Consider the following 12,101-nt stretch of genomic DNA (forward strand, 5'->3'; position numbering starts at 1 on the left):
GCCTCCAGATTTTGGAGGGCTCCGGGGTGTGTTTTATCAATCAAAATATCAGGTGAGCGGCAAGGACGATGATCGGCAGCGTGATCAGAGTACGTAGAAGGAAGATGATGAATAGATCCTTCATATTCACTGGTATTTTGGAACCGAGCAACAAGCCACCGACCTCAGACATATAAATCAACTGGGTGACCGACAAAGTAGCGATGATGAATCGTGTCATTTCACTTTCAATGGAGGCACCAATGATTGCAGGCAGGAACATGTCAGCAAAACCGACGAGAATCGTTTCGGATGCTTCCGCTGCATATGGTACCTGCATTAATTCCAACAATGGAATGAACGGGTAGCCGAGCCATGTGAAAAATGGAGTGAATTCAGCAATGACGAGTGCGATCGTCCCAAGCGCCATTACAATCGGTGCTACCCCCATCCACATATCGAGGATGTTCTGGGCCCCTTGTTTAAAGAATTTCTTAACACTGGTTTCTTTACTTCCACGTTCCACTGCCTGTTGGTAGGCATAGCTGAACATACTATGTTCTTCAGGAATTTCCTCTTCGATATCTTCTGCTTCTTCGGTTACATACGTCCGAGGTTTACGGGATAGCGGCGGGATCCTTGGCATGATCAGGGCTGCTACGAACCCGGCAAAGGCCACTGTTAAATAAAATGGAACGAACATATGGGATAAACCGACTTCACTGATAACCACCAGACTGAACGTGATGGAAACGACAGAGAAGGTTGTCCCGATAACTGCTGCTTCACGTTTGGAATAATAACCTTCCTCATATTGCTTGCTTGTCAAAAGAACACCGATCGTACCGTCGCCAAGCCAGGAGGCAATGGAATCGATGGATGAGCGTCCTGGCAGTGTGAAAAGTGGCCGCATGACTTTTGTCAATAACACACCGACAAGCTCTAATAGTCCATAGTTAAGTAATAAAGGCAGGAATAAACCGGCGAACAAAAATACAGCAAACAGGACATGAAGCAGTGAGTCCAGGAGTAATCCACCTGTATTTTCTGAGATGATCGCCTCCGGTCCGATTTGATAATAAACCATGATGGCAAAAACCATTCCCAGAATCCTTGTAATCAGCCAAACAGGAGACACATAGAATAAAGATTGGAAAAAAGGGAATTGGTCGAGCAACGACGGACCTGTCAGCCTTATGACAATCGAACCGATTGCAGTGATGGAAATAATAATCATCATAATGAAGGAGAGATGATCCGCAAGTGCGGTTTCCAGCCACCCGGATAAAATAGCGATTGGAATGGTGACAACTTCTTGGTTTTTATCATAAAAAGGCACCATAAACAGGATGATACCGATTAAGGATGGAATAATAAATTTCAAGTGATCGACAGCGCGATAGTTTTTCATGATTGTACACTCCTATAAGATTATTCATAAAAATACAGCACGATTTATTTTAATACAAAATATATGAATTGCCAATAGAAAAATTTAGAAGCGATAAAACGAGCATCATAGTTTCTGAGGAGGATATGCAAAAATGCGTTACTTTCCTACCCCAATAGTCGTAGTGAGCAAATGTTTAGAGTTTGGTCCTGTCCGGTACAATGGGGAAGCAATCCCGGACAAGGTAGTACAGCGACTGGATGAATTTGTTGAATTTATGCCGGTATGTCCGGAAGTTGAAATTGGGCTTGGTATTCCTCGTGATGTCATTCGTCTTGTTGATGCAGAGAATGGACCACGGCTTGTCCAGCCTGCGACGGAGAAAGACCTTACGGAAACAATGGTCCGTTTCACCAGAGGCTATCTGGACAGTTTATCTGATGTTGATGGGTTTCTTTTAAAAGGCCGGTCCCCAACTTGCGGAATTGCGGACGTTAAAGTATATAACCAGAGTGATAATGCTCAGGTCATAAAGAAAACCGATGGGTTATTCGCCAAAGAGGTGCTTGATACCTTTGGCGGATTAGCGATTGAAGAGGAAGGAAGGTTGAAGAACTTCACACTAAGAGAGCATTTTTTGACTAAACTGTTTACGATTGCTTCCTTCCGCGAACAAAAAAATTCCGGTCAATTAAGCAGGCTCATCGATTTTCATTCCAATAATAAGTATTTATTCATGGCCTATCAGCCTAAAATTTTAAAGGAGATGGGACAGCTGACAGCCAACCATGATTCACTACCGGTCCCCACCGTTTATAATAAGTACGAACAGAAATTGATGGAGCTGATGGCGAATCCTGCAGCCCCGCAATCACACGTCAATGTGTGTCAGCATATTTTCGGCTACTTTAAAAAAGAATTGAGCGGCGATGAGAAACGTTACTTCCTCGACGAACTGCGTCAGTATGAAGAAGAAAAAGTCCCGCTCAGCACGGTGCTGGCTATTTTGAAGGCCTGGACCATCCGATTTGATCAAAAATATCTGAAGCGGCAGACGTATTTCGAACCATACCCGCTCGAACTGGTAGAAATATCAGACTCCGGCAAGGGAAGGGCTTACACGTAAATCGTCAGCCAATGTAATGCTGCAGGACACGATCTACGGACGGCCCGTAACTTTCTCCAAATAAGTTCAAGTGTACTAACAAGTAGAATAACTGATAAATTTCTTTCCGATCAACATAGCTGTCCGGCAGTGGATAGCCTTCGTTGTAGGCATTATAAAAGTCTTCAGGAAACCCACCGAACAGTTCGGTGAAGGCCAGCTCGAATGACCGGTCTCCATACAACACAGAAGGATCAATCAGATATGGCTGCCCACCGGGACCTGCCATCCAATTTCCGCCCCAAAGGTCCCCATGGAGCAGTGAGGCACCAGGTTGCTTTGGAAGCCATTCGTCCAGCTTTGTGATCAGTTGTTCTAGCCTTTTTCTGCGTCCATCATGGAGCAGGCTTTGACTGTCTGCTAATTTCATCTGGGGAAGCAGTCTTTGCTCACGATAATAACTTGGCCAGTCTTCATACCAGCCATTTGGCTGAGTAAGCGTCCCGACAAATGTGTCACCATCCAATCCATAATAGTCATGTTGGGATTGGTGCATGGCCGCCAGCTGTCTCCCTAACCGTTCACCTGTATCATCTTTTCGAGTACCATGTATCCACTCCATCACCATCACCCCAGGCCCTCCATTTTCTGGAAGGTCATAATGGTAGACGGTCGGGGTGGGGATGGTTTCAGTTGCGCGGATAAGCTCCAGTCCCTTTGCTTCCATTTGAAAAAAGTGGCGAGGTACTTGCTGATTGGCTTTAATAAAATAGCTGTTTTCTGAAGTAGTCACTTGAAAAGCTTCGTTGATATCTCCTCCAGAGATTTTCTTAAATGTGTTGATCTCCTGGTTGTCTCCAGCTTTAGCCAATGCGGCTTGTATTAATTCTCTCATATTATCCCTCCACCAAAACTCATACCCTGAATTGTTGTTCAGCACTCCTCTTGTATGGGTGTTGCCAGATCTTCGCGGTATTGCCTGGGGGTTTGCTTGACATACTTTTTGAACACAGAGGTATAGTAGCTTTGATTGCAAAACTGAAACAGCTTGGCGATATCTGAAATGGATGTAGAAGTATGAAGTAAGAAATATTTGGATTCATCGATTCTTTTTTCGTTGATGAATTGGACAATCGAAACGCCGACTTCTCTTTTGAACAGGTGGGACAAATAGCTTGGGCTTACATAACATTCTCTGGAAATCTCCTCTAACGTTAAGTCGGATAATATATGATCGTGAATATAAGCGATGGCTTTGTTGATAACCGGGCTGTAGGGGAGATTATCTGCTTGTTCGACGGTATATATAAAATCTTCCAGCATCCTATGCTCGAGTTCAGAAATATCCCGAGGAGCCCTGATGGCTTCTATTTTATTGAGATAAGCATCGTTCAAGCGGAAGGCTGTATCCGGATCGACTCCCCCCTTGATGACCGCTCTTGTAAAGAGAGTACACGAGCTTATCACCGAATTTTTCCATGATCGCAAGTGCTGCTTAGACTGGGTAATGCGATCCGATTGGTTGATGTTTTTCAAAAGCAGAATCGCCCGTTCTCTATCTTTGTTTGTGATAGCCTCTAACAATTGTTGTTCCATCAAGTAGGGTGGGTGGGCGTACTGGTTCGTATTAGCTGTGCGAATGCTCATAAACTGGTCGATCATCGTTTGCTTAATTGTCAACATCGTGATGCCCCCTAAGCATAAAATATCTCGCTATGTAATGATTCCATCACCATTGTAAGCGATTTCAACATATTTTTAAACCCGTCCTTTGGCGGTGTTTGCTGGTTAAGTATAACGGGAACAATGATAGCTGTGAAAAAGATTGGACGGATAGCTCCATTGGATTAATTAGAAGGAGGAGTGAGAAAATGAGTTGGACAATTGAACGGCATTCTTTGAAAGAATTAGATTTAAATAATGAAGAAAGCTTGTTTTTCCTTGGAAATGGCTATATAGGCGTTAGAGGTAACTTTGAAGAATCATATGGACGAGCGGTACCCACCGTACGCGGGACGTATCTGAACGCTTTTCATGATGTCATTGATATCCCTTATGGGGAAAAACTATTCGCCTTTCCTGATACGCAGCAAAAAATGCTGAATGTCATTGATAGCCAAACCATTCACATTTATCTGGGAAAAGAAAAAGAACATTTTTCAATTCAGGAAGGAGAGGTGCTGGAATACGCAAGGAAACTCCATCTTGATCAAGGAAAAACAGACCGGAGGGTCACATGGAAATCACCGCTGGGAAAAGAAGTGGAAATCTATTTTGAACGAGTGGTCTCGTTTGTACACCGAGAATTGTTTTTGATCCAGGTAACAATTACCCCGTTGAACTTCAGTGATGTCATCACCATTGTTTCTACGGTGGATGGAGAAGTGGAAAACCATGTCGATCCGACAGACCCACGTGTAGGCGCAGGGCATGCCAAGCTGCTGCATGTACAGGAAGCAGATGCTTTCGAAGCGAACACGTTTATAAAAAGTAAAGCAGAAAGATCGGAACTGGAAATGGCCTGTCTAAGTTATCATAAAGGGCTCGATGGAAAACTGGTGGATATTGAAAAAGAGGCAGATGACCAAAGGCTCGTGTATACTTACGAGATGCAGGCAGAAGAGGGGCAGTCCCTGGCGTTCAGTAAATGGAACATCTACGTCGATGATCTGCGGCACAATGGAGATTTACGCCAAAAAGCACTGCGTGTCAAAGGTCAACTGGACACAATGGATGCAGAACAGCTGAAGGAAGCACAGGAAAAATATCTGCACCAGTTCTGGAAGCATAGTGATGTTGAGGTGCAAGGGGACGATGCTTTGCAGGAGGGGATTCGCTTTAACCTGTACCATTTATTACAATCTGCCGGTCGTGATAAATTCAGTAACATTTCAGCAAAAGGGTTAAGTGGTGAAGGCTATGAAGGACACTATTTCTGGGACACCGAAATTTATATGATTCCAGTCTTTTTGATGACCGCTCCAGAATTAGCCAAGCAGCTGCTGATTTACCGGCACTCGATCCTTGACCGTGCCAGGGAGCGAGCGAAAGAGATGGGGCATGAAAAAGGGGCGTTGTTTCCATGGCGAACAATCAATGGCGGGGAGTGCTCCAGTTATTTTCCGGCTGGAACAGCGCAATATCATATCAGCGCTGATATTGCCTATAGCTATATCCAATATTACCATGTCACCGGAGATGACGATTTCCTGAAAGATTACGGGGCGGAGGTACTATTGGAAACGGCACGACTATGGATGGATATGGGTCATTTCCGTGACGATGGAACTTTTGCCATTGATAATGTGACAGGTCCTGACGAGTATACTTGCGTTGTTAACAATAACTATTATACAAATGCCATGGCGAAATATAATCTGGAGTGGGCTTATCGAATCTATGAAAAAATGAAGGACTGGGAAAAGGACGAGTCCGGTACGATATTTGCCCGTCTTGATTTTCAGGAAGAAGAAGCTGACTACTTCAGGCAGGCTGCCGAAGCCATGTACCTGCCATATGATGACAAGCTGCAGATCAATGCGCAGGATGACAGCTTTTTAAATAAGGCGGTCTGGGATTTTGAAAATACACCGAAACAACATTATCCGCTGTTATTGAACTATCATCCTTTGACATTATACCGTTACCAGGTTTGCAAACAGGCAGATACCGTACTGGCCCATTTTCTATTGGAAGATTACAGCGATAATGAAACAATTCGAAATTCCTATGACTACTATGAAGCAATTACGACTCATGATTCTTCGTTGTCTTCCTGTGTGTACAGTATGATGGCAGCTAAGCTGGGGAATATCGAGAAAGCCTATCATTATTTTGAAGAAACAGCCCGTCTTGATTTGGACAATACCCATGGGAATACAAAAGACGGTCTTCATATGGCCAATATGGGCGGCACCTGGATGGCTATTGTTTTTGGGTTTGCCGGATTGCGTATCAAAGAGGACGGCTTGCATTTGTCACCACAGCTTCCGGAACAATGGGAGAGTTATGCCTTCCATCTGCATGATCACGGGAGTGCAATAAAAGTACAGGTTTCCTGGGAAGGCGTAGAATTGGAGGTTGTTGAAGGAGACAGTGTAGAGCTGTTTGTAAAGGAAGAGAAAATAGAAATCGTACCTGGTCAAACTAGAAAGTTAGAGTTATAAGCGAGTTGGCCTGTACATGTAAAAAAAGCCGCAGCAACCTGGATTAGGGTAGCTGCGGCTTTTTGTGTTTAATGGAAAGGGTTTTTCAGAACCGGTTCCTGGAACAATTTTTCGTAAGCATAAATGGTTTGAGCTTCTTCAAACCAAGCTCGCGATAGAGACTTTCGGCTCCATCATTATTCGTTCGTACCGAAATCGTCACTTCTTCTAAATCAAGTGCCAGGAATGCGTATTGAAGGGCATGATCGATCAAGACAGAGCCAATCCCCTGACTGCGTTCGCTTTGATCAACGTTTACGAAACAGATTTCTCCCTCAATTCCTGGGATGATCGTTTCAAAATATAGATAGCCTTTCAGCTCGCCGCCACTCTGATAGCCCCATAATTTGTTCGATTCTTTACGGGACAGGGTCATCATCTCGGAAGTGGTGTAATAGGCACCTTCTGGATGAAGTCGGCTAATTTCCGCTTCGTCCTGATCGGTCACTTCTACGATATTACGGGCTTCGTACTCACCAGAGCGATAGTCATCCCGGTAGAGCACCATTGTTTTTTCAATGTTATACAGGTGGAAGCGGTGTCGCTCACAAAAATCGATCAAATGCTTGTTCGCTTTGAAGCTGGCTACTTTTACAGCCTTGAAATGGAGTTCCATCGTTAACGATGCTTTCTCCCATAATCCCTCCATCACTTCCGCTTCCTGATCGATGGCGAACGGGCCAAGCAGACGGCATAGCTTCTGTTCGAAAAACGGCAGGATGCCAAGAAAACCAATAATCTGCTCGTTTTCCCATGCTACGTAAGCTAATGGATCAGTGAATTGCGTCAAGGTCCAGATTTGTTCATAGATTTCGTTTTGGTCCGATGCCAGCCAGGCAACAAAATGCTTGTCCTGCTCATTCATATGATAAAGCCATTCCGAAACCTTCTGTAAATCTTTTACTTCTAATTCTTTTATATGCAAAGGTATTCGCCTGCCTTTTTTCTTTAAGCATGCCATAGAATAAAGAAAAAACCAACCAGAGAATGTGTCTCCGGTTGGTTTTCAAAGTCTCAATTAATTATTACCTTTACCCTTACCATTGTCTTTAAAATCTATATTATAATCAAATGGAACAGGGTTCAGGCTGTCTTGCGGAGCAGCATAGTAAGTAGTCATGTAAGTCTTCCCGCTTTTGAACAATTGTCTCAATTGCAGAGCATCTTCTTCAGTAACATTAAACGGATCAACATGAAGGACACGGTGTTTGCCATTCTTCTTCTCGTTAATGAAGCTTACACCATATTCAACATAGTTTTCCTGTAGTTTATCCATAGACATAAATGGTTTAATCGAAGAACCATCATAGCTGAGTCCGATTTCAGGAATTTCGATATTATCAACGAACCAGCCAGAATCATTGTACCCCCAGTCTGTGAGGTAGCGGAAAGCGATGTGTACTTTCTCGCCAGCAAAGTCAGAAAGGTTAAACGTTTCTTCTTGCCAGTCTTCATAGTGACCGGTAAAGCCAGGAACGTTTGCTTTGATTTTAGGATAGCCTTGTTCTACAACATCAGAGCTAGTGCTTTCGTTCTCCAGAGATGTCCAAGTTTGACCATTATCCGTAGTCACCTGGACCATTCCAAAGTCCCATCCTTCTTCGATATCGATAAAGTTATCGAATTGAAGTGTCGCTTCATCGATATTAGTCAGATCAGCTTCGAAAATAATGCTATTATCCATCTCATGTCCTTCATTAGCCCAAAAGACTTGATTATTAGAACCCAATGGATCAGCAACGGTTTCCCATTTAGTAGGGAAGAAGTCTATGCCATCAAAATTGATAGTATCAATTTTTTGGTTTTTATCAAAATCGAAGACTTTATAGTCGGTTCCCCAAGCAGGAACGCCATCTTTTTCATATTCCTTCGCCTTTTCAAAGTTTACTGTTTGTCCACGAGTTTCTCCATCTCCTACAGGGAGATCACGGAGGTTGATGTTTTCAAATCCATATATACCGCCTTTGAATTTATCTTCATCAATAGCCAATGCAGTAGAGAAGTTTTGATAAACTTCAGTAAAGCTTGTATTATATCCAAAATCTTTTAATACAGTATTGAAGCTTTCAATACTGTTATCTTCACTCTTAGCAAGTGCACGGATGAATTCCTGTCCGAATTGCTCATAGCTGTAAAGAGTGAATAACTGTACCAAGCCGTAGTCTGCGATTGTTTCAGGGCCAGTTTCAGCACCTTGGTGTTCGTCCCAGTTAGTTAAGGAGTTCTCTGGGTGATCAAGAAGGAAGTTGATCGAACCAGCATCCATCCCATAACCACCGAGGTATTCAGAGAAAGTAGACATTCCCTCATTCAGCCATGTAGTTTCATCAGAATCATTATCGTCATGAATCAAGTGCTGGAGTTCATGTATGGTGGTTCCGAAGAAAGTACTTTCAAGGCGTTCTTCCCAGTTATTTGTATCAATAGTTATAATGTTGCGGTCCATATACATTTCTAATGTGCTCCAGTAGAAACCGGCAACAAAGAACGGATAATCTGGATCAGTGAAGTTGTCATCCTCGATGTTATCTACAAGCATAACGATCTTGTCGCCATCACCGTCGTAATATCCTTCCGGTACATAGCCCAACTCTTCTAGTAAAGAGTTACTTCCATCATGCGTGTTTGGTACACCAAAAAACTCTGTACTTACGGGATAAATGTTATTATCAAACTCTGCAGACAGCTTGTCCACTTGCTCTTGTGTCACTACATGTGGGTCGCGTGGGTCTCCTTCAGGGAAACCTAGATCATTAGCTACCCAAATTTCCACGTGTTCACCTTCGCTGCGAAGAGTGAATGGTTTGAAACCAAGGTTGCGGTCCAAGAACTGTTTGGTTCCCCCATCAAAAGTGAAATTGCTATCAGATTCTTCAGAGGCAGAAGTCTCGGTTTCATTAAAATTGATTCCTTCTGCTTCTTCCTTAATCTTCTGCTTCGCTTCCTTCTGGAATTCTTCATCCTGTGACTGCTTATCTAGCAATCCGTCGATGTCGATGCGGTCGGTGTACCGCTCCGTGTCAAAGTTGCTGTACTTGCTTGTTGCACTTACGTCTCCTGCTCCAGCAGCTGGTGCGAACAACGATAATGTTAACGCACTAGCCGACAGCAAAGCTGTAAACTTTTTATTCAATGTGATTCCTCCCCCTAAAATTCATGGATATTTTCCATATGTTTATAATTATCGGCAAAATTCGGAAAATTGTGAATGGTAATTTAGGAGGGATTTCATCTCATAAATGGTATATAAGTCATGTTTTGTCGAGACGTAAGTCCTGTTTGGAACCATACAAGAAGAAAATTATGTAAGTAATCAATTATTTTTGTCACCGATAAAAAAGAAATGCTACTTTATTTAGCTCATAAATGTCTGCTTAATTCTAAGATTGAGTGATAAGAAATAGGGTACTAATAAGTAGAGAGAAAAAGCAGGGGGGTGAGAGGCCGTGCGGGATCGGATGAAATACATAGGGTTTTATCGGGTGTTCGTTATTGTCTGGATGTCAGCCAAGTTCATGCTGCAATTATTCTGGTTCCAGAAGACCAACCGGATCTGGGATGAGGAAACAAAGCGTAAATGGGACGACATGATGGCAAAACAAGCACGTGAATATAGAATTAAATCCATCCGATTGGGCGGGCTGCTGATAAAGTTTGGCCAGTTCCTCAGTTCAAGGGCTGACTTGCTTCCCCAAGTATTTATAAAAGAATTGGAAGGGCTGGTCGATCGCGTCAAACCGGTACCCTTTTTCTATTCCAAGAAGATAATTGAGGAAGAATGGGGAGGGGATCTGGAAGAATTTCTCGAGGATATGGAGGAAGAACCTGTCGCATCCGCCTCGATTGGCGAGGTTTATAAAGCATCGCTAAAAGATGGTACGCCAGTTGCTATCAAAGTGCAGCGTTATCGAGTCAAAGAGATTTTCCAGATGGATTTTAAAGCACTGAGGATTGTTTTCTGGATGCTCCGCCGGTTCTCAAGCTATGGGAAAAAAGCAGATTTGCAGGCATTGTACCGTGAAATTGTCACAGTGATGAGCAATGAATTGGATTTTAAGAAGGAACTCCAAAACGGCAACCACTTCAAAAAGCGGTTCAAGGATATGGAGAATGTTTATATTCCGGAATATTATAATGATCTTTCGACCCAACGCGTGCTGGTAATGGAGTGGATTGAAGGTGCCAGGGTCACCGACATCCCATTCATTAAGGAAAATGGTATCAGTCGGGAGCAGGTGGCAAGGACATTGTTTGATCTGTGCGTCGAACAGTTTTTATATACCGGTATGTTCCACTCGGATCCTCATTCTGGAAACCTGATGCTTAAAGCTGATGGCACAGTCGTCGTGATTGATTTTGGTATGGTAGGGGAAATAAAGAAGCGGGATGCCAGTTACCTTCGTATGATGATTCAAGGCTTCATACTTGATGATTATGATCAGGTCATTGATGCATTATTTAAAATGAATTTTCTTTTAGACAATGCGGATACAGAACGTGTGAAGAAGATGCTGCGGGAAACCGTTGATATGTATTTAGAAGGTGATTTTACAAAGCTTGACGCCACCATAATGAACGACATTATGGAGGATATCCAGCAATTCGTTAAAAACCAGCCGATCCAGCTGCCGGCGGATTACGCTTTTTTAGGAAGGGCGACATCTATTATTATCGGGGTATTGACGGCAGTCTATCCGCAAATCGACTTGATGGCGTGGGGAAAGCCGGTCATCAGGGAATGGATGAGCGGGGCGGATTCCAAGTATGGTTTTTACAAGGATATAGCAGCCGATACAGCCAGGCCATTGTTGTCTCTTCCAAGGGCTCTGGTAAGCTTCTTGGAGAGTGGCGACAGGGATCGGGAATGGGCTGCTGAAAAGCAGCAAAATCATATGTTCCACCAATTTTATTTATTTTACACAAGCTTATCCTTTTTCACTATGATAGCCGGAGGAGTATTTGGTTTATATTGGTACCGATCTGCTGATCTGCTGCTGATGTGGATAGGGTTCGCTATCGGTTTGATGGGGGCAGCAGGGTTGCTGTCTTTTGGAAGGAAACATGTCAAAATGATGCAGGCCATCAATACTAACAGGAGGGGTTCATGATGAGTGATCTATTAAAAAAAGGATTTTATTTAGGGCTTGGAGCTGCTCTTAGTGGGAAAGAAAAAGCGGAAAAATTATTGGATGATCTCGTACAGCGCGGGGATATCAGTCCATCGCAGGCCCGTGAAATGTTCGATGAATTCATAGCAAAAGGAATGCAGAAAGACGCAGAATGGAGCGAGCAGGGAAAGGCAAAAATGCAGCAGCGCGCGAAAGAGATGGGTTTTGTTACCCGTGATGAATATGAACTGTTAGAAGCCCGTGTTCAGCGTTTAGAGAAGCTTCATCAGAGTGATAATCAACAATAGAAGAAA

General features: G+C 43.3%; 9 protein-coding genes. 4 read left to right on the top strand and 5 right to left on the bottom strand.

Features of this window, described 5'->3' with window-relative positions; all coding sequences use genetic code 11:
- Positions 1 to 40: 40 nt before the first annotated feature.
- Positions 41 to 1,390 carry a YjiH family protein gene (locus tag ACGTNI_RS08895; protein ID WP_394461698.1) on the bottom strand — a complete coding sequence of 450 codons (1,350 nt, stop codon included), beginning with the start codon at positions 1,388 to 1,390 and terminating at the stop codon, positions 41 to 43.
- Positions 1,391 to 1,523: 133 nt separating this feature from the next.
- On the opposite strand from ACGTNI_RS08895, the gene ACGTNI_RS08900 reads away from it, so the two are divergent.
- Entirely contained in the window at positions 1,524 to 2,495 is a 972-nt protein-coding gene (locus tag ACGTNI_RS08900; protein WP_394461700.1) for a YbgA family protein, read from the top strand.
- Between the two features lie 4 nt (positions 2,496 to 2,499).
- Here ACGTNI_RS08900 and ACGTNI_RS08905 read toward each other — a convergent pair whose 3' ends face one another.
- Together ACGTNI_RS08905 and ACGTNI_RS08910 are read right to left on the bottom strand one after the other, a co-directional pair.
- The gene (locus tag ACGTNI_RS08905) at positions 2,500 to 3,369 is read right to left on the bottom strand and encodes a fructosamine kinase family protein (protein WP_394461702.1); all 870 of its coding nucleotides are present in this window, start codon (positions 3,367 to 3,369) and stop codon (positions 2,500 to 2,502) included.
- Positions 3,370 to 3,407: 38 nt separating this feature from the next.
- On the bottom strand, positions 3,408 to 4,157 hold the full coding sequence (locus ACGTNI_RS08910) for a helix-turn-helix transcriptional regulator (RefSeq protein WP_394461704.1): 750 nt from the start codon (positions 4,155 to 4,157) through the stop codon (positions 3,408 to 3,410).
- Between the two features lie 188 nt (positions 4,158 to 4,345).
- On the opposite strand from ACGTNI_RS08910, the gene ACGTNI_RS08915 reads away from it, so the two are divergent.
- Positions 4,346 to 6,640, top strand: a complete 2,295-nt coding sequence (locus tag ACGTNI_RS08915) for a glycoside hydrolase family 65 protein (protein ID WP_394461706.1) — start codon at positions 4,346 to 4,348, stop codon at positions 6,638 to 6,640.
- Positions 6,641 to 6,725: 85 nt separating this feature from the next.
- Here ACGTNI_RS08915 and ACGTNI_RS08920 read toward each other — a convergent pair whose 3' ends face one another.
- Positions 6,726 to 7,604 (bottom strand): GNAT family N-acetyltransferase, encoded by an 879-nt coding sequence (locus ACGTNI_RS08920; RefSeq protein WP_394461708.1) that lies wholly within the window; start codon positions 7,602 to 7,604, stop codon positions 6,726 to 6,728.
- Positions 7,605 to 7,697: 93 nt separating this feature from the next.
- On the bottom strand, positions 7,698 to 9,812 hold the full coding sequence (locus tag ACGTNI_RS08925) for a peptidase M6 (RefSeq protein ID WP_394461710.1): 2,115 nt from the start codon (positions 9,810 to 9,812) through the stop codon (positions 7,698 to 7,700).
- A gap of 313 nt (positions 9,813 to 10,125) precedes the next feature.
- Between ACGTNI_RS08925 and ACGTNI_RS08930 the strand changes: the two genes are divergently transcribed.
- Positions 10,126 to 11,787 carry an ABC1 kinase family protein gene (locus ACGTNI_RS08930; protein ID WP_394461712.1) on the top strand — a complete coding sequence of 554 codons (1,662 nt, stop codon included), beginning with the start codon at positions 10,126 to 10,128 and terminating at the stop codon, positions 11,785 to 11,787.
- A complete protein-coding gene (locus ACGTNI_RS08935) occupies positions 11,787 to 12,095 on the top strand; it encodes a phasin family protein (RefSeq protein ID WP_394461714.1) in 309 nt (102 codons plus the stop codon). Before ACGTNI_RS08930 ends, ACGTNI_RS08935 begins: the two co-directional genes overlap by 1 nt.
- Positions 12,096 to 12,101: the final 6 nt, after the last annotated feature.

Source organism: Thalassobacillus sp. B23F22_16 (genome assembly GCF_043496955.1).
Lineage (GTDB): Bacteria > Bacillota > Bacilli > Bacillales > Halobacillaceae > Thalassobacillus > Thalassobacillus devorans_A.

Bases quoted from the DNA above. Each gene is read 5' to 3' on its own strand.
- ACGTNI_RS08895 (WP_394461698.1), bottom strand. From the start codon at position 1,390: ATGAAAAACTATCGCGCTGTCGATCACTTGAAATTTATTATTCCATCC.
- ACGTNI_RS08900 (WP_394461700.1), top strand. From the start codon at position 1,524: ATGCGTTACTTTCCTACCCCAATAGTCGTAGTGAGCAAATGTTTAGAG.
- ACGTNI_RS08905 (WP_394461702.1), bottom strand. From the start codon at position 3,369: ATGAGAGAATTAATACAAGCCGCATTGGCTAAAGCTGGAGACAACCAG.
- ACGTNI_RS08910 (WP_394461704.1), bottom strand. From the start codon at position 4,157: ATGTTGACAATTAAGCAAACGATGATCGACCAGTTTATGAGCATTCGC.
- ACGTNI_RS08915 (WP_394461706.1), top strand. From the start codon at position 4,346: ATGAGTTGGACAATTGAACGGCATTCTTTGAAAGAATTAGATTTAAAT.
- ACGTNI_RS08935 (WP_394461714.1), top strand. From the start codon at position 11,787: ATGAGTGATCTATTAAAAAAAGGATTTTATTTAGGGCTTGGAGCTGCT.